Consider the following 18,561-nt stretch of genomic DNA (forward strand, 5'->3'; position numbering starts at 1 on the left):
ATCAGCGCCCTGCCGCAATCTTTACGTTAACGTCAGGGCGATGGCAAGTCCTGTGGCGAGGGGGCTTGCCCCCGTTCGGCTGCGCAGCAGTCGTAAACCGACAAACGTAGTGCTTCTGAAGACATGCGGTCGCTGATTTTAGGGTTGCTTCGAAGCCCGACGGGGCCACTTTGCTCTGCGGATCCAGCTCGAAAATATCGAACCCCAGGGACAGCACCAGCACCTCGGCGCCGAAGTCTTTCACCGCCGCCAATGCCATGACGGCACAAGGCGTAAGCCGCCGGCTCGCCGTCGAGCAAGGCTTGGGCGCCAGCGATCGCGCTTTGCGCCGACCAATAGGCCAACCAGATAGCGGGCGGCCTGGGCGAGAATCCCGCGCAAGGCATTGGGCTAGCGGACGAAGATGTTCGACATCACCTCGTCGCCCCAATCCTCGGGGATCTCCTTCCAGCGCTGATGCGCTTCCTGCAGAAACGTCAGGTACGGCGCGCCGTGGACCGCCAGCAGCGGATCGAGCCCGGCATCGACCGGTTGCTCGACTTAAAAGCCCAGCGAGTGCGACGCCTGGACCAACCGCTGAGCGCGCTCGGGTACTTCCTGCGGTGTGCGCATCTGCCCACGGGAGTAACAACTGCGTGGGTGGTGAAGCAATTGTTCGGGGTGGAAAAAACTGCGCATGGGATGAATACCTGTCAGTTAACCTAGATCTTGAAACCGGGTACGTCCTTCTGTAGAAGCGAGGCTTGCCCGCGAAGGCGGTGTGTCAGTCAACATCGATGTTGAATGTGCTGACGCCTTCGCGGGCAAGCCTCGCTCCTACAGGGATTGCGTTTATGCAGCTCTTCGGGCACGGGCCAGCACAGCGTTGAGCAGCACATCAGTGCCCTGACGCACGTCTTCGGGCAACACGTCTTCGGCTTCGTTATGGCTCAAGCCGCCGACGCAAGGAATGAACACCAAGGCCGTCGGGCAGTACCGCGCCAGATGAATTGCATCATGCCCGGCACCGCTGACAATCGATTGCTGAGCGTAGCCCAGCGCGTCCACCGCCTGCTGCACGGCCGCCACGCAATCGGCATCGAACGGTGTTGCCGGGCTGATCCAGTGAGGCGAAATCGTCAAGTTCAAGCCTCGGCTATCGGCAATCGCCTGAAGCCGCTCGCGGACTTGCTGCTCCATGGCCTCAATCGCTTCGTCGCGGTGATGACGCAGGTCGACGGTGAAATTCACCAGCCCCGGAATGGTGTTGCGCGAGGACTTGTTGATGCTCAACTCACCGACAGTGGTCAGCCCTTCCGGCGCGAAATCGGTGGCCAGACTTTCGATGGCCTGGATCATCCGCGCCACGCCATACAGGGCGTCTTTGCGCAGCGGCATCGGCGTAGTACCGGCGTGGGCAGCCATGCCTTCGACCCGCACGTCGAGCCAGCTAATCGCCTGGCCACCGCTGACCACGCCGATGCATTTGGCGTTGTCTTCGAGGATCGGACCTTGTTCGATGTGCGCTTCAAAGTACGCATCCACCGCGCCGCCAAACGGGCGGTCGCCGGCGTAACCGGTGCGTCCAGTTGTATGATCCCGGTGAACACCGCCGAGCCGAACATCGCCGGGGTGAAGCGTGCCCCTTCTTCGTTGGTCCAGACCGCCACTTCCAGTGGTTTGCGGGTCTGGATGCCGAGGTCCGCGCGATGCCCTGGTACTGGGTGACGTAGGTGATCATGAAGGTGTTGGTAAAGAAGAACCCGGCCGAACCGATGGTCACCGCGGCGGCGGCAAACAGGATCTGCCGCCAGCAGGTGCGGATCACGTCCTTCACCGGGTACTTGGACGTCTCGTTGTTGTCCCGGGCTTGGCGAACTCCGGCGACTCGTGGACACCGGAACGGATCATCAGACCGACCATCATCAACACACCACTGGCGAGAAACGGTAGACGCCAGCCCCAGGCGAGGAAGTCCTCTGGCTCAAGGGAGGTGACCAGACGAAAGGCGATCAACGCGAGCAGCAAACCAGCGGGGCTCGTCGCTTCATCGACGAGTTTCGAAGAGATTTATCGCTTGATCTGTTCAGGCTGTGGAATCGCGAGCAGAAGATGAGTCAGGCCGAAACCGTGTTCCTCGAAAGCTTCCAGCACATGCTCAGTATTCGTGAGCCTGTGCTGTGAAGCCTTGATCGCTTAGACGTGAGGATCACCCGGTGCTTTGCTAGGTGTGGCGTATTGCGGCTTCAAGTGACCGTCCTGATCGAGTAGCCAGGCGTCCATGATCTGCCGCACCACAGGACCTGCGACTCGACCGCCGGCCTCGCCGTTTTCGATCATCACCGAGATGACAATTTTCGGATGTTCGGCCGGGGCAAAACCGACGAACAAGGCGTTGTCGCGGTTACGCTCCAGGGTTTTCGCCCGGTTGTAACGTTCGCCCTGCTTGATCGCCACCACTTGCGCGGTACCACTCTTGCCCGCGATACGGTACTGAGCGCCCGCCGCTGCCGCCCGTGCAATCCCGCGAGCGTCGTGCATGACCATTTGCATGCCGTGGTTGACCTGCTCCCAGTCACGCGGGTCTTTCAACAGGATGTTTGGCATTGGATGCTCATCCACTGGCGCAACACCGTCTATGGTCTTGGCCAGGTGCGGCCGATTCCAGACACCTTTGTTGGCGATCAGTGCAGTGGCCTGGGCCAGCTGCAGAGGCGTGACCTGCATGGAACCCTGGCCGATGCCGAGGATCACGGTCTCACCCGGGAACCATGCCTGACGGCGCGAGGCACGCTTCCAGGCTTGCGATGGCATCAAACCGGCAGACTCTTCGAACATGTCCAGCGAGACTTTCTCGCCGAGGCCGAACATGGCCATGTAGTCATGCAGTCGGTCGATGCCCAGCTTGTGGGCCAGGTCGTAGAAATAGGTGTCGTTGGAGCGCATGATCGCCGCGTCCATGTCCACCCAGCCATCGCCGCTGTGGTTCCAGTTACGGTATTTGTGATCGAAGTCCGGGAGTTGGTAATAACCGGGGTCGAAGACGCGGGTCTGCGGGGTAACGACTCCGGCGTCGAGGCCGGCAATGGCCACTTCCGGCTTGATGGTCGAACCCGGTGCGTACAGGCCGCGCAGTACGCGGTTGAACAGAGGTCGGTCGATAGAGTCGTGTAGTGCCGCGTATTCCTTGAAGCTGATTCCGGTGACGAACAGGTTCGGGTCGAAACTCGGCTTGCTGACCATCGCGAGTACTTCGCCGGTCGATGGATCGAGAGCAACCACCGAACCGCGACGATCGCCCAAGGCTTCCTCGGCGGCTTCCTGAAGTTTGACGTCGAGGCTCAGTACGATGTTTTTGCCTGGAATTGGATCGGTGTGCTTGAGCACTCGCAGGACCCGGCCCTGAGCGTTGGTTTCGACTTCTTCGTAACCCACTTGGCCATGCAACTGCGACTCGTAGAATTTTTCGATGCCGGTCTTGCCGATAGATTGAGTGCCACGGTATTCCACCGTGTCCAGAGCTTTGGACTCTTTCTCGTTGATGCGGCCGACGTAGCCGATCGAATGCGCAAAGTGCGCACCCATCGGGTAGTGACGAACGAATTGTGGCTCTACGTCGATCCCAGGCAGACGGAACTCGTTGACCGCCAACACGGCGATCTGTTCTTCGCTGAGCTCGTAGAACAAGGTGACCGGCACGAATGGATGGCGCGCCTGCTTCATCGCCTTGTCAAACAACGAGCGGTCTTCGGTCGGCAAGTGCAGGAGGCTGACCACCTCATCCAGTTCCTCTTTGACATCGGAGGCGCGTTCGCGGGTGATGGTCAGGTTAAAGCTGGGCCGGTTATCCGCCAGAACTACGCCGTTGCGGTCATAGATCAATCCGCGGGTGGGGGTGATCGGCAGGACGTGGACGCGGTTGTTTTCGGAGATCGTCGAGTGATAGTCAAATTCGACCACCTGCAGGACATACATGCGCACGACCAGCGCACAGGTAATGGCGACAACGAACAGGGCGCATGCCATCAGTCTTTTGTTGACCAGGCGTGTCTCTTTTTCGTGGTCCTTGATCGGTATCGGTTGGGGCATTTCTGCAGCAGCTCTTTGACTGTAAAAGGGGCGCCAATCCGTAGGCTTGAAATCAGTCCGTTAAAAAACGAGCTGCACCATACCAAAAACCGTGCGGTCACTTTTGTGCGATTTCCTCTAACGGTTGTCCTTAAAGACTAAATCGACGGTCGGTTTTTTTATGGCTCGTGCATTTTTCTCAAGATTGATATTGATTTTCCATTGGGTTGGAACTGCCGCTGGATAACGATTGGTCCAGCGATGGGCAGCGGCTGCGGATTGCCGAAGACCGGCCTTCGGTTGAAGGGCTGGATGTTCGCCTGAATGCGAACAACCTGACGAATGAGTCCTACGTGGCCTCCTGTGCCAGCCTGAACTTCTGCTACTTGGGCGAAGAACGGAATGTCGCCGCGACAGTGAGCTACCAGTTCTAATCACTCGTCATGCCAACAAAGCCGACGCCTGAATTCGGGGGCTGGCTTTGTCGTTTCTGTGGGAACACTGTAGTGGTTTGGCGATGGCGTTTTTCTGAGCGTTTAGCGAGCCCAGAACGACAAAACCCCTGTCTGCGTGAGCAGACAGGGGTTTCGGAATTCAATCTTGACGATGACCTACTCTCACATGGGGAAACCCCACACTACCATCGGCGATGCATCGTTTCACTACTGAGTTCGGGATGGGATCAGGTGGTTCCAATGCTCTATGGTCGTCAAGAAATTCTGTGACCAGCCCGTTACAGCGCAACGTGCCAGCAAAATGGGTGACTTCTACTAAAACAAAACCCCTACCTGCATACGCAGATAGGGGTTTCGGAATTCAATCTTGACGATGACCTACTCTCACATGGGGAAACCCCACACTACCATCGGCGATGCATCGTTTCACTACTGAGTTCGGGATGGGATCAGGTGGTTCCAATGCTCTATGGTCGTCAAGAAATTCGGTAGCCAGGTCGTTCTCCTTGCGGATCACGCTCCAGCGAATGGGCAGGTGATAGATTTGTGTGTTGCGTTGCGAATTTTCGACTTGTGTCGTCTTCACACACCGCAATCTGGTGCTCTTTCGCTTTTTAGCTCGAAGCCTGCAAATTGCTTGGGTGTTATATGGTCAAGCCTCACGGGCAATTAGTATTGGTTAGCTCAACGCCTCACAGCGCTTACACACCCAACCTATCAACGTCGTAGTCTTCGACGGCCCTTCAGGGGACTCAAGGTCCCAGTGAGATCTCATCTTGAGGCTAGTTTCCCGCTTAGATGCTTTCAGCGGTTATCTATTCCGAACATAGCTACCCGGCAATGCCACTGGCGTGACAACCGGAACACCAGAGGTTCGTCCACTCCGGTCCTCTCGTACTAGGAGCAGCCCCTCTCAAATCTCAAACGTCCACGGCAGATAGGGACCGAACTGTCTCACGACGTTCTAAACCCAGCTCGCGTACCACTTTAAATGGCGAACAGCCATACCCTTGGGACCGGCTTCAGCCCCAGGATGTGATGAGCCGACATCGAGGTGCCAAACACCGCCGTCGATATGAACTCTTGGGCGGTATCAGCCTGTTATCCCCGGAGTACCTTTTATCCGTTGAGCGATGGCCCTTCCATACAGAACCACCGGATCACTAAGACCTACTTTCGTACCTGCTCGACGTGTCTGTCTCGCAGTCAAGCGCGCTTTTGCCTTTATACTCTACGACCGATTTCCGACCGGTCTGAGCGCACCTTCGTACTCCTCCGTTACTCTTTAGGAGGAGACCGCCCCAGTCAAACTACCCACCATACACTGTCCTCGATCCGGATAACGGACCTGAGTTAGAACCTCAAAGTTGCCAGGGTGGTATTTCAAGGTTGGCTCCACGCGAACTGGCGTCCACGCTTCAAAGCCTCCCACCTATCCTACACAAGCAAATTCAAAGTCCAGTGCAAAGCTATAGTAAAGGTTCACGGGGTCTTTCCGTCTAGCCGCGGATACACTGCATCTTCACAGCGATTTCAATTTCACTGAGTCTCGGGTGGAGACAGCGCCGCCATCGTTACGCCATTCGTGCAGGTCGGAACTTACCCGACAAGGAATTTCGCTACCTTAGGACCGTTATAGTTACGGCCGCCGTTTACCGGGGCTTCGATCAAGAGCTTCGCGTTAGCTAACCCCATCAATTAACCTTCCGGCACCGGGCAGGCGTCACACCCTATACGTCCACTTTCGTGTTTGCAGAGTGCTGTGTTTTTAATAAACAGTCGCAGCGGCCTGGTATCTTCGACCGGCATGGGCTTACGCAGTAAATGCTTCACCCTCACCGGCGCACCTTCTCCCGAAGTTACGGTGCCATTTTGCCTAGTTCCTTCACCCGAGTTCTCTCAAGCGCCTTGGTATTCTCTACCCAACCACCTGTGTCGGTTTGGGGTACGGTTCCTGGTTACCTGAAGCTTAGAAGCTTTTCTTGGAAGCATGGCATCAACCACTTCGTCACCCAAAGGGTAACTCGTCATCAGCTCTCGGCCTTAGAATCCCGGATTTACCTAAGATTCCAGCCTACCACCTTAAACTTGGACAACCAACGCCAAGCTGGCCTAGCCTTCTCCGTCCCTCCATCGCAATAACCAGAAGTACAGGAATATTAACCTGTTTTCCATCGACTACGCTTTTCAGCCTCGCCTTAGGGACCGACTAACCCTGCGTCGATTAACGTTGCGCAGGAAACCTTGGTCTTTCGGCGTGGGTGTTTTTCACACCCATTGTCGTTACTCATGTCAGCATTCGCACTTCTGATACCTCCAGCAAGCTTCTCAACTCACCTTCACAGGCTTACAGAACGCTCCTCTACCGCATCACCTAAGTGATACCCGTAGCTTCGGTGTATGGTTTGAGCCCCGTTACATCTTCCGCGCAGGCCGACTCGACTAGTGAGCTATTACGCTTTCTTTAAAGGGTGGCTGCTTCTAAGCCAACCTCCTAGCTGTCTAAGCCTTCCCACATCGTTTCCCACTTAACCATAACTTTGGGACCTTAGCTGACGGTCTGGGTTGTTTCCCTTTTCACGACGGACGTTAGCACCCGCCGTGTGTCTCCCATGCTCGGCACTTGTAGGTATTCGGAGTTTGCATCGGTTTGGTAAGTCGGGATGACCCCCTAGCCGAAACAGTGCTCTACCCCCTACAGTGATACATGAGGCGCTACCTAAATAGCTTTCGAGGAGAACCAGCTATCTCCGAGCTTGATTAGCCTTTCACTCCGATCCACAGGTCATCCGCTAACTTTTCAACGGTAGTCGGTTCGGTCCTCCAGTTAGTGTTACCCAACCTTCAACCTGCCCATGGATAGATCGCCCGGTTTCGGGTCTATTCCCAGCGACTAGACGCCCTATTAAGACTCGCTTTCGCTACGCCTCCCCTATTCGGTTAAGCTCGCCACTGAAAATAAGTCGCTGACCCATTATACAAAAGGTACGCAGTCACCCAACAAAGTGGGCTCCCACTGCTTGTACGCATACGGTTTCAGGATCTATTTCACTCCCCTCTCCGGGGTTCTTTTCGCCTTTCCCTCACGGTACTAGTTCACTATCGGTCAGTCAGTAGTATTTAGCCTTGGAGGATGGTCCCCCCATATTCAGACAAAGTTTCTCGTGCTCCGTCCTACTCGATTTCATGGCCAAGAGATTTTCGCGTACAGGGCTATCACCCACTATGGCCGCACTTTCCAGAGCGTTCCGCTAATCTCAAAGCCACTTAAGGGCTAGTCCCCGTTCGCTCGCCACTACTAAGGGAATCTCGGTTGATTTCTTTTCCTCAGGGTACTTAGATGTTTCAGTTCCCCTGGTTCGCCTCTTAAGCCTATGTATTCAGCTTAAGATAACCATCTTATGATGGCTGGGTTCCCCCATTCAGACATCTCCGGATCAAAGTCTGTTTGCCGACTCCCCGAAGCTTTTCGCAGGCTACCACGTCTTTCATCGCCTCTGACTGCCAAGGCATCCACCGTATGCGCTTCTTCACTTGACCATATAACCCCAAGCAATCTGGTTATACTGTGAAGACGACATTCGCCGAAAATTCGCAATTTAACTCACAAATTTTACCTTAGCCTGAGCCGTTACCAGTGAAAGTAACGTTCAGTCTATCTTTCTATCACATACCCAAATTTTTAAAGAACGATCTAATCAAAGATTAGAAATCAATATTCACAATGGAATATTCATTTTTAAACTCTAACGAAAAAGACAACCTTATGGATGTCTATCGCCTCTACAGTGAATCAAGCAATTCGTGTGGGAACTTATGGAGCAGCTGATGTCGTCGATTAAGGAGGTGATCCAGCCGCAGGTTCCCCTACGGCTACCTTGTTACGACTTCACCCCAGTCATGAATCACACCGTGGTAACCGTCCTCCCGAAGGTTAGACTAGCTACTTCTGGTGCAACCCACTCCCATGGTGTGACGGGCGGTGTGTACAAGGCCCGGGAACGTATTCACCGCGACATTCTGATTCGCGATTACTAGCGATTCCGACTTCACGCAGTCGAGTTGCAGACTGCGATCCGGACTACGATCGGTTTTCTGGGATTAGCTCCACCTCGCGGCTTGGCAACCCTCTGTACCGACCATTGTAGCACGTGTGTAGCCCAGGCCGTAAGGGCCATGATGACTTGACGTCATCCCCACCTTCCTCCGGTTTGTCACCGGCAGTCTCCTTAGAGTGCCCACCATTACGTGCTGGTAACTAAGGACAAGGGTTGCGCTCGTTACGGGACTTAACCCAACATCTCACGACACGAGCTGACGACAGCCATGCAGCACCTGTCTCAATGTTCCCGAAGGCACCCATCCATCTCTGGAAAGTTCATTGGATGTCAAGGCCTGGTAAGGTTCTTCGCGTTGCTTCGAATTAAACCACATGCTCCACCGCTTGTGCGGGCCCCCGTCAATTCATTTGAGTTTTAACCTTGCGGCCGTACTCCCCAGGCGGTCAACTTAATGCGTTAGCTGCGCCACTAAGAGCTCAAGGCTCCCAACGGCTAGTTGACATCGTTTACGGCGTGGACTACCAGGGTATCTAATCCTGTTTGCTCCCCACGCTTTCGCACCTCAGTGTCAGTATCAGTCCAGGTGGTCGCCTTCGCCACTGGTGTTCCTTCCTATATCTACGCATTTCACCGCTACACAGGAAATTCCACCACCCTCTACCATACTCTAGCTTGTCAGTTTTGAATGCAGTTCCCAGGTTGAGCCCGGGGATTTCACATCCAACTTAACAAACCACCTACGCGCGCTTTACGCCCAGTAATTCCGATTAACGCTTGCACCCTCTGTATTACCGCGGCTGCTGGCACAGAGTTAGCCGGTGCTTATTCTGTCGGTAACGTCAAAACACTTACGTATTAGGTAAATGCCCTTCCTCCCAACTTAAAGTGCTTTACAATCCGAAGACCTTCTTCACACACGCGGCATGGCTGGATCAGGCTTTCGCCCATTGTCCAATATTCCCCACTGCTGCCTCCCGTAGGAGTCTGGACCGTGTCTCAGTTCCAGTGTGACTGATCATCCTCTCAGACCAGTTACGGATCGTCGCCTTGGTGAGCCATTACCTCACCAACTAGCTAATCCGACCTAGGCTCATCTGATAGCGCAAGGCCCGAAGGTCCCCTGCTTTCTCCCGTAGGACGTATGCGGTATTAGCGTCCGTTTCCGAGCGTTATCCCCCACTACCAGGCAGATTCCTAGGCATTACTCACCCGTCCGCCGCTCGCCACCAGGTACAAGTACCCGTGCTGCCGCTCGACTTGCATGTGTTAGGCCTGCCGCCAGCGTTCAATCTGAGCCATGATCAAACTCTTCAGTTCAAACATCTTTGGGTTTTTAAGAAACCCTAAACTTGGCTCAGCAATCGTTGGTTACATCTTTGATTTCTCGCGGAGTAACTTGTGATGCTGATAATCTTGTTGACTATCAGTCTGACTCCACAAGCACCCACACGAATTGCTTGATTCAGTTGTTAAAGAGCGGTTGGTTAAGATCTTTCGTCTCAACCGAGGCGCGCATTCTACAGCAGCCTCTGTTGCTGTCAAGCGGTTATTTTTCGAAGCTTTCAAAGTTTCCTTTGCAACTTCAACCACTTGCGCTTGCGATCTCTCGTTAGCGGGAGGCGAATTCTACAGCGTTACTCGCTGCTGTCAACACCTCTTTTACACCGCTTTCGACCGAGAAGATCGAACCGTTAAAAGAGCCAAACAACACCACTCTTTCAACTCCTTCTGGGCTTCGATGACCTGAAGCAACTCGCTGTCGAAAACTGCGTAACTCATTGTTTACCAAGGAGTTTTCCGTTTCGACTGCGCCGGAAGTGGGGCGAATTATAGACTTCCAGAATCTGCCGTCAACCCTTAATTATGCTTTTCTATAAGGATGCTCAAAATCGCTGCTTATATATAGACGCGCCCGCCATGAATGCGCAGTATATTGCCCAATAACAATCTCGCTTCCTACTTCGGACGATGCCACGCCATGAATGACCAGCCTCGCAGCCTTGCCTCGACCCTGTTCTCGGTTGGCCTGCTATTGATAGCCATGGCATCAATCCAGTCGGGAGCCTCCCTGGCTAAAAGCATGTTCCCCATTATCGGCGCGCAAGGGACCACCACCCTGCGGCTGATCTTCGCCAGTGTGATCATGATGTTGATACTGCGTCCCTGGCGAGCGAAGCTCACCGCAAAATCCCTGCGCACCGTCATCGTCTACGGAATGGCGTTGGGCGGCATGAACTTCCTCTTCTATATGTCCTTGCAAACCGTCCCCCTCGGTATCGCGGTTGCGCTGGAATTCACCGGCCCACTGACAGTAGCCATCTACGCCTCGCGTCGCGCGATCGACTTTTTGTGGATCGCCCTGGCAGCCGTCGGCTTGCTGCTGTTAATACCTATGGGCGAAACGACCGCTGGAATCGATCTGGTAGGCGCTGGTTATGCATTGGGCGCAGGTGTCTGCTGGGCGCTGTACATTCTGTTCGGCCAAAAGGCCGGCGCCGACAACGGCGTGCAGACCGCGGCACTGGGGGTGATGATTGCGGCACTTTTTGTAGCCCCTATCGGCATCGTCCATGCTGGCGCCGCGCTGCTCACTCCCTCACTGATCCCCGTGGCCATCGCTGTCGCCATTCTGTCCACCGCCGTGCCCTACACGCTGGAGATGGTCGCCCTCACCCGAATCCCGACCCGGACCTTCGGCACGTTGATGAGCATTGAACCTGCGATCGGCGCACTGTCAGGTCTGTTGTTTCTCCATGAATACCTCTCACTGTCACAATGGATAGCCATCATGTGCATCATTCTGGCTTCCATAGGCGCGACCATGACGATGGGGAGTGCGGCCAAGCCTGCTGTCGCTGCAGATTGAGACAGGATTTGACGAGGGTCTGGTATTTGCCGCGCAATTAGGCCATGTTTAGACCCGTAACCCAGTGTCAGACATGGATTTTTCAGATAGGGATATCAGAACGCTTCAAGCGAAAGCGAATGCAGCCAGACCCGGGCGCAAAGATTCGGGGACGCTATAAGGACAGTAATGAAACGAATTTTGATACTGATCGCCGTACTTGCGGTTGCGGGCTGCGCGGCGACATCGAAAACCCAGGTAAAACACGGCAAGAGAGGGCTGCATATCAACTGTTCCGGGCTGTCGTCATCCTGGGACAAGTGCTACACCAGCGCTGCCAACTCGTGCGCTCCCAAAGGTTACAAGGTCATCGCCAAGTCAGGGGACGCTGTGGAAGAACCAGGCGATTACCCGTTCGGCCTCAACCCTGCCGGCTATACCAGCCGCAGCATGATCGTCATCTGCAAATAGGTTGATGCTGCCTTGTCAGGTTCGTGGACCTGCGATCTGGCGGCCAATCTCATCGTAACTGGACTTCAATACCGCGCACTGGATGTCTGGCGTGGCCAGCATTCGCGCAATGACCAACGCACCGATACATTGCGACAGAATCGCCCATGCCAGGCTGTCGCTTTCCAGAACTTGCGCCCAACTCTTCTGAAGCCGACAAATCCAGTTCTCTGCCTTCTGGCGAATCATCACGTCTGAACGTGCAATCTCAGCCCCCAATGCCGGCAAAGCACATCCGGATTCCGGGTGCTCGACATGAGCCATGCTCAGATAGTGTTTCAGGCAGCGCTTGAGCCTGTCACGATTCTGGTCCGCCCCTAAACGCTCCAGGCTTTGAGACAGCTCACGCTCGACGATTGAAGCGAACAGCTCATCCTTCGATGAAAAATGACTGTAGAAAGCCCCGCCACTCAAGCCGATTGCCTTCATCAAACCGTCGACACCAACTGTTGAAAAACCAGACTTCTTGGCCGACACCGCACTGCTTTCAAGTAGCTTCTCTTTGGTTTCCAGTTTGTGATTGACCGAGTAACGCATTGCCTTGCCCTCAGGATTGATCGCCTTGACGCTTGCCGAATCGTAGCATAACGTTCGTTTAGTTAACGATCGTTTAGCAAAGGAGACTACCCATGAATAACAAGAAGGTCGTACTGGTTGTAGGTGCAGGGGATGCCACCGGCGGCGCAATTGCGAAACGCTTTGCGCGGGAAGGATTTGTGGCTTGTGTCACCCGCCGCAGCGCGGACAAACTCCAGCCATTGGTGGACGCCATCAAGGCCGACGGCGGTGAAGCCCACGGGTTTGCCTGCGATGCGCGCAAGGAAGAGGACGTGATTGCGTTAGTTGAGCAGATCGAAAGCCAGATTGGCCCAATCGAAGCGTTCGTCTTCAACATCGGCGCCAATGTGCCTTGCAGCATTCTCGAAGAAACCGCGCGCAAATATTTCAAGATCTGGGAAATGGCCTGCTTCTCAGGATTTCTCAACGCTCGTGAAGTGGCCAAGCGCATGGCCAAGCGTCAACGCGGGACTATTTTGTTTACCGGTGCTACCGCCGGCCTGCGTGGAGCCTCAGGATTTGCGGCGTTCGCCGGCGCCAAGCACGGGATTCGTGCCCTGGCGCAAAGCATGGCGCGTGAACTGGGGCCGATGAACATTCACGTCGCCCATGTTGTAGTCGACGGTGCCATCGATACCGATTTTATCCGCGAGAGTTTCCCCGAAAAGTACGCGACCAAAGACCAGGACGGCATTCTCAATCCAGAGCACATTGCCGAGAACTATTGGTACCTCCACAGCCAGCCACGTGACGCATGGACCTTCGAGCTGGACCTTCGCCCCTGGAGCGAACGCTGGTAAGCCCTCCCCCACAACAATAAACAGAGCGCATCGACCATGAGCAAAACCGTAGAGTTCTATTTCGACCTCGGCAGCCCCGCCACCTACCTGGCTTACACCCAACTGCCGAAGATCTGCGAGCAGACCGACAGCCAGCTGATCTACAAGCCGATGTTGCTGGGCGGGGTCTTCAAAGCCACCGGCAACGCTTCACCGGCAACCATCCCGGCCAAGGGCCGTTACATGTTTCAGGACCTGGACCGCTATGCGAAACGCTACGGCGTGCCGTTGAAGTTCAATCCGCACTTTCCTATCAACACCTTGATGCTGATGCGCGCCATCACCGGCATGCAGTTGCGCCATCCCGAACGCTTTCAGGCGTTCATCGATTGCCTGTTTCACGCCCTTTGGGTTGAAGGCCGCGACCTTGTTGATCCGGCTACTGTCGCGGCAGTTCTGACACAGAACGGTTTCGATCCAAATGAGGTGCTGGCCCTGACTGCCGATGAGGAAGTCAAAGCCACTCTCAAGGACAACACAGAGACAGCCGTGCAACGAGGCGTATTTGGTGCCCCGAGCATGTTTGTCGATAATCAGCTGTTCTTCGGTCAGGATCGCCTGGACTTCGTCCTTGAAGCCCTGAGTTAAATCTCGACGACCACATGAGCCAGGCGCTCGAAGAAGCGCCTGAACTCCAACCGATCAAATAGCCGCAGTCCGGGTGTTCAACCACTCAAGGGCTGCGCCGTCGAGCAACGGGCTCAAGCGCTCGCGCACCTCGGCATGATAGGCGTTGAACCACTGTTTTTCGTCATCGGTCAGCAGCGACGGTTCCAGGCATCGAGTGTCGATCGGGCACAAGGTCAGGGTTTCGAACTTCAGGAACTCTCCGAATTCGCTTTTGCCCGCCTCACGGTTCAACACCAGGTTCTCGATCCGCACACCCCAGCGGCCCGGACGGTAAGTGCCCGGTTCGATGGACGTGATCATGCCCGGCTGCATCGCGGTTTGCGGTGCTGCGGCGGCCTGATAGGCGATGACCTGCGGGCCTTCGTGCACATTGAGGAAGTAGCCAACGCCATGACCGGTGCCGTGACCGTAATCAACGCTTTCAGCCCAGATCGGCGCGCGGGCAATCGAATCGAGCAACGGCGAGAGAATGCCACGAGGGAATTGCGCACGGGACAACGCAATCACGCCTTTGAGCACCCGCGTGCAATCGCGCTTCTGCTCATCGGTCGGCGTACCGACCGGCACCATCCGAGTGATATCGGTGGTGCCGCCCAGGTACTGGCCGCCGGAGTCGATCAACAACAGACCGTCGCCTTCGATCACCGCGTGTTCTTCTTCGGTGGCGTGGTAGTGCGGCATCGCGCCATTGGCGTTGAACGCGGCAATGGTGTTGAAGCTCAGCGACACATAACCCGGGCGTCTGATACGCGCGGCCGTCAGGTGTTCGTCGATGGTCAGTTCGGTGATGCGCTCACGACCCAACGCAGTGTCCAGCCAGGTGAAGAATTCGCACAGCGCTGCGCCGTCCTGCTCCATGGCCTGACGAATGTGCTCGGCATCGGCCAGGCTTTTCTGCGACTTGGCTAACGTGGTCGGGTTCAGGCCTTCGATCAGCTTCACACCGCTATCCAGGTTACCCAGCAGGCCGGCGGTGACGCGCGTCGGATCGACTTGCAGACTCGCCCCGCTCGGTACGGCGCGCAAGGCGGCGGCCACTTCGCTGTAGTCGCGCAGGGTTACGCCGTCCTGTTCGAGGACTGCGCGCAGTTCGGCATTGACCTTACTCAGGGCTACGAACAGGGTTGCCTGCTCTTGACTGATCAACGCGAAGGAAACGAACACTGGGTTGAACGACACGTCACCGCCGCGCAAGTTGAACAGCCAGGCGATGTCATCGAGGGTGGCGATGAAGTGCCAGTCAGCACCGCGATCTTTCAAAACCTCACGCAGCTTGGCCAGTTTCTCGCTGCGACTGACCGTCGCCTGAGGCGGCAGGTGTTGATAGATCGGTTCATTTGGCAGCGTCGGACGGTCGCTCCAGACTTCGCTCAACACATCGAAGTCAGTGCGCAGACGAGCGCCGCGTTCTTCGAGCTTGCCACCCAACGTACGCGCCGAAGCCACGGCCATTACCGCACCATCTACCGCGACGACGCCACCTTCAGGGGTTTGCTCGGCCAGCCAGTCCAGCGGGCCGGGCTGACCCGGTTGCAGCTTGACCAGTTCGATGCCGCTGCCCTTGAGTTCCTTGGTCGCCTGTTCCCAGTAACGGCTGTCGGCCCAGACGCCGGCAAAGTCCGGCGTAACGATCAGCGTGCCGACCGAGCCATGGAAGCCCGACAACCATTGCCGCCCTTGCCAATAACCCGGCAGGTATTCCGACAGGTGCGGGTCGGCCGACGGCACCAGCAGAGCATGGATGCCCTCCCGGCTCATCAGTTCGCGGGTTTGCGCCAGGCGTTGAGGCACCGATCCATTGATCGAAGGCTGCGTACTCATCATGTCTCCTGCTAATCACTTCATCATTATTGTTGAGTGCCGATCAACGCCGGCACTTTCAGCTCTTATTGCCAAAATGCCGGAGCACTGGCGCAGGCCGCTTTAATCAGGTGTACCGCTTGGTCGATGTCTTGCTCTTTGGTGAACCGGCCGAGACTCAAGCGAATGGTGCGACTCGCCGAGCGGGCGTCATGCCCCAGGGCCAGCAGCACATGGGAGGGCGCATTGCTGGCGGAGTTGCAGGCCGAGGTCGCGGAAAACGCGATCGAGGTGCTCAACGCCGCGGAATTGAACTCGCCTTCGCTAAAGGTCAGGCTCAAGGTATGAGGGATGCGCTGGGTCGGACTGCCATTGAGGCGAACGCCGGGAATACTCAGCAGCTGTTCGAGCAAGCGCTCGCGCAACCGGACGATCGTGGCTTTCTCTTCATCGAACGAAGAGGCCGCCAACGCGAACGCCACCCCCATGGCAGCGATTTGGTGAGTCGCCAGGGTGCCGGAACGCAAACCGCCCTCGTGACCACCGCCGTGAATCTGCGCCTGCAAACGCTGCTGCGCGCGCGGCCCGACGTACAGCGCGCCAATGCCTTTTGGGCCGTAAATCTTGTGGGCGGAAAATGACATCAGATCCACTGGCAACCGGGCCAGATCGATCACCACTTTGCCTGCACCTTGAGCCGCGTCGACATGGAACAACGCGTCGCGAGCACGCACGACTTCACCGATGGCCGAGATGTCGTTGACGGTGCCCAGCTCGTTGTTGACCAGCATCAGCGACACCAGAAAGGTGTCTTCGCGCATTGCTTCGCTGACCGCCTGCGGGGTAATCAGACCCTCGGCGTCAGGCACCAGATAGGTCACCGCAACACCGGCGTCCTGCAACTGCTTTGCCGTGTCGAGAATCGCTTTGTGTTCGATCTGGCTGGTGATGATGTGGCCGCCAGAAACACCGCGAGCCTGGGCCACGCCCTTGAGGGCAAGGTTGTTCGATTCGGTGGCGCCGGAGGTCCAGACGATCTGCTCCGCCTGGGCGCCGACCAGTTCGGCGACCTGACGCCGCGCCTGCTCGACCGATTGCCGGGCCTGTTGACCGAACGCATGGGAGCTGGACGCCGGGTTGCCGAAGTTGCCGGTAAAACCCAGACACTCGACCATGACCTTGATGACTCGCTCATCCACCGGCGTGGTGGCGGCGTAGTCGAAATACAGAGGACGTTTATTCATAGAAGACTCGCAGAGCATGTTCCGGGATCAGGAGGCTCGTCACTGAAACGTCAAAGCGCAGCCTCGTGAGCAGCGCCGATCGTTCAGAGCGTTAGAAATACCTGATCGGAGGCCGTTAAAGAAGAACAACTTCATTTAAAAGTGCGTAGGAACGCTCCTGAAGTCGAGCTTAACAGGCATCGGGCAACCGGTTGAAGCAATGCGTCAGCTAAAGCTTTCGAGCAACAACGGATACAGCGAAGCCACCAGCAGCAAGGCCATGCCCCAGTTGAACAGCCGCAACCAGCGGCGATCTTTCAGCACGTTGCGCAACAACGTGCCGCAGCCTGCCCAGACACTGACGCTCGGCAGGTTGATCAAGGCAAACACCGCCGCAATCACGATCACGTTGGTGAAATAACCCTGCATTGGCGTGTAGGTGCTGATGGCTCCGATGGCCATGATCCACGCCTTGGGATTGACCCACTGAAACGCTGCGGCGCCCAAATAGCTGATCGGCTTGCTCTCGCCCTTTTCACTCTCGGAAACCGGTCCTGAATGGGCGATTTTCCACGCCAGATACAACAAATACGCCGCGCCGACGTAACGCAGCACGCTGTAGAGCAAAGGATAGGTTTGAAACACTGCGCCCAAGCCGAAACCTACCGCCACCACCAGCACGAAGAAGCCGCAGGTGATGCCAAGCATGTGGGGGATGGTGCGGTTAAAACCGAAGTTCACGCCAGATGCCAGCAACATCGTGTTGTTGGGGCCGGGAGTAATCGAGGTGACAAGCGCAAACAGGGCAAAGCCCAGTAGCAAATCGAGCGAGAGCGTCATGGGTTGCAGTCCATTGGGGTCAGTCAGGTGTTGACCCTATCGCAGGCCTTCAGGGAAACCCATGGACAGTTGCGTGAAACTTCAAGCGGTACAGTTTCCCCTCAGCTAGGACGACCGTGAAGCTGTACAGCACGTTCGGCGTTCATCTCGCCTTGTTTGTCGAAACTGAACGATTTTTGCGGTTGGCCGAGCAATTCGGCTTTTTTCGCGTGGTATTCGTCGAAGGACAAACCTCGACGATTCAACTCCTCAAGTGCCAATTCTCTGGTTTCTTCCGCGGTGTACGGCCGTAATTCCGGGGAAACATGGCTGGCACATCCGGCGAGCACGGAGACCGCAAGCAGCAAGAAAGTAGCGATTAGAGGTTTCATGGTGAGCGTCCTGACAACTGGGTTCGAGCAATGAACACAAGCTACGCCAGGCATCCGATCAGCAGAAATCAACGCTCTCGATAGTGGCTATCGACTTTGCCTAATGCCGCTCAGGTAGACCGCCTTATATCTCCAAAAGATCTATAAATATTTATTTAAGGTCTTTTACGGAATAACACCGAGCCTTTATAACAACTGTCATCGCTTCAAGCACTGTTGCCCAAGCAACTGTTAGCCAGGCAACAGTCATTCAACAAACAGCTCTGCCATTCGAACAGTGTCTACCGGTCAACACGCTGAAAACCCCGTTAATAGGGGCTCCGATGGATTGGTACAGCTCTTGCTCACTGTCAGTGACTACTCACTGCTCCCTGAGCAACTG

11 protein-coding genes, 4 rRNA genes and 4 pseudogenes are annotated in these 18,561 nt (G+C 55.9%); 6 read left to right on the forward strand and 13 right to left on the reverse strand.

From position 1 onward, the window contains the following. Positions 1–163: 163 nt before the first annotated feature. The 3 pseudogenes from QFW87_RS20655 to QFW87_RS20665 form a co-directional block, all read right to left on the reverse strand. Positions 164–678: pseudogene (locus tag QFW87_RS20655) on the reverse strand (hypothetical protein); the annotation flags it as partial. A gap of 153 nt (positions 679–831) precedes the next feature. Beyond that, a pseudogene (locus QFW87_RS20660) lies at positions 832–1,682 on the reverse strand (hydantoinase/carbamoylase family amidase); the annotation flags it as partial. Next, positions 1,676–2,019: pseudogene (locus QFW87_RS20665) on the reverse strand (MFS transporter); the annotation flags it as partial. The pseudogenes QFW87_RS20660 and QFW87_RS20665, both read right to left, overlap by 7 nt. Between QFW87_RS20665 and QFW87_RS20670 the strand changes: the two are divergent. Beyond that, a pseudogene (locus tag QFW87_RS20670) lies at positions 2,018–2,163 on the forward strand (LysR family transcriptional regulator); the annotation flags it as partial. The pseudogenes QFW87_RS20665 and QFW87_RS20670 overlap by 2 nt on opposite strands. 12 nt (positions 2,164–2,175) lie before the next feature. Here the strand turns inward: QFW87_RS20670 and mrdA are convergent. Beyond that, positions 2,176–4,068 (reverse strand): penicillin-binding protein 2, encoded by a 1,893-nt coding sequence (mrdA, locus tag QFW87_RS20675; protein ID WP_283188742.1) that lies wholly within the window; start codon positions 4,066–4,068, stop codon positions 2,176–2,178. A 206-nt stretch (positions 4,069–4,274) separates the two neighbouring features. On the opposite strand from mrdA, the gene QFW87_RS20680 reads away from it, so the two are divergent. After that, a complete protein-coding gene (locus QFW87_RS20680; protein WP_349294116.1) occupies positions 4,275–4,481 on the forward strand; it encodes a hypothetical protein in 207 nt (68 codons plus the stop codon). A gap of 164 nt (positions 4,482–4,645) precedes the next feature. On the opposite strand, the gene rrf (QFW87_RS20685) is transcribed toward QFW87_RS20680, so the two are convergent. The 4 genes from rrf (QFW87_RS20685) to QFW87_RS20700 all read right to left on the reverse strand — a co-directional run bounded on the left by rrf (QFW87_RS20685) (position 4,646) and on the right by QFW87_RS20700 (position 9,880). Continuing rightward, a 5S ribosomal RNA gene (gene rrf / locus QFW87_RS20685) occupies positions 4,646–4,761 on the reverse strand. 106 nt (positions 4,762–4,867) lie between these two features. Then, a 5S ribosomal RNA gene (gene rrf / locus QFW87_RS20690) occupies positions 4,868–4,983 on the reverse strand. A gap of 167 nt (positions 4,984–5,150) precedes the next feature. After that, a 23S ribosomal RNA gene (locus QFW87_RS20695) occupies positions 5,151–8,042 on the reverse strand. Positions 8,043–8,341: 299 nt separating this feature from the next. After that, a 16S ribosomal RNA gene (locus QFW87_RS20700) occupies positions 8,342–9,880 on the reverse strand. The 16S, 23S and 5S rRNA genes sit together here, the layout of an rRNA operon. Before the next feature lie 661 nt (positions 9,881–10,541). Here QFW87_RS20700 and rhtA point away from each other — a divergent pair. Both rhtA and QFW87_RS20710 read left to right on the forward strand, forming a co-directional pair. Next, complete coding sequence (gene rhtA, locus QFW87_RS20705) at positions 10,542–11,429, forward strand: threonine/homoserine exporter RhtA (protein ID WP_283188743.1); 888 nt, start codon at positions 10,542–10,544, stop codon at positions 11,427–11,429. Positions 11,430–11,597: 168 nt separating this feature from the next. Then, complete coding sequence (locus QFW87_RS20710; protein ID WP_008156219.1) at positions 11,598–11,879, forward strand: hypothetical protein; 282 nt, start codon at positions 11,598–11,600, stop codon at positions 11,877–11,879. Positions 11,880–11,894: 15 nt separating this feature from the next. Here the strand turns inward: QFW87_RS20710 and QFW87_RS20715 are convergent, their stop codons facing one another. Then, positions 11,895–12,455 carry a TetR/AcrR family transcriptional regulator gene (locus QFW87_RS20715; protein ID WP_283188744.1) on the reverse strand — a complete coding sequence of 187 codons (561 nt, stop codon included), beginning with the start codon at positions 12,453–12,455 and terminating at the stop codon, positions 11,895–11,897. 92 nt (positions 12,456–12,547) lie between these two features. Between QFW87_RS20715 and QFW87_RS20720 the strand changes: the two genes are divergently transcribed. Then, positions 12,548–13,276, forward strand: coding sequence for an SDR family oxidoreductase (locus QFW87_RS20720; protein ID WP_283181089.1), 729 nt, complete (start codon positions 12,548–12,550; stop codon positions 13,274–13,276). Between the two features lie 36 nt (positions 13,277–13,312). After that, a complete protein-coding gene (locus tag QFW87_RS20725; protein ID WP_283188745.1) occupies positions 13,313–13,903 on the forward strand; it encodes a 2-hydroxychromene-2-carboxylate isomerase in 591 nt (196 codons plus the stop codon). Positions 13,904–13,957: 54 nt separating this feature from the next. On the opposite strand, the gene QFW87_RS20730 is transcribed toward QFW87_RS20725, so the two are convergent. The 4 genes from QFW87_RS20730 to QFW87_RS20745 form a co-directional block, all read right to left on the reverse strand. After that, complete coding sequence (locus tag QFW87_RS20730; RefSeq protein WP_283188746.1) at positions 13,958–15,766, reverse strand: aminopeptidase P family protein; 1,809 nt, start codon at positions 15,764–15,766, stop codon at positions 13,958–13,960. Between the two features lie 65 nt (positions 15,767–15,831). Further along, complete coding sequence (locus QFW87_RS20735; RefSeq protein WP_283188747.1) at positions 15,832–16,989, reverse strand: aminotransferase class V-fold PLP-dependent enzyme; 1,158 nt, start codon at positions 16,987–16,989, stop codon at positions 15,832–15,834. Between the two features lie 204 nt (positions 16,990–17,193). Then, on the reverse strand, positions 17,194–17,808 hold the full coding sequence (locus QFW87_RS20740) for a LysE family translocator (protein WP_283181093.1): 615 nt from the start codon (positions 17,806–17,808) through the stop codon (positions 17,194–17,196). A gap of 101 nt (positions 17,809–17,909) precedes the next feature. Beyond that, positions 17,910–18,179 (reverse strand): hypothetical protein, encoded by a 270-nt coding sequence (locus QFW87_RS20745; protein WP_283181094.1) that lies wholly within the window; start codon positions 18,177–18,179, stop codon positions 17,910–17,912. Between the last annotated feature and the right edge of the window lie 382 nt (positions 18,180–18,561).

This window comes from Pseudomonas sp. PMCC200344 (assembly GCF_030053095.1).
Taxonomy (GTDB): Bacteria; Pseudomonadota; Gammaproteobacteria; order Pseudomonadales; family Pseudomonadaceae; genus Aquipseudomonas; species Aquipseudomonas svalbardensis.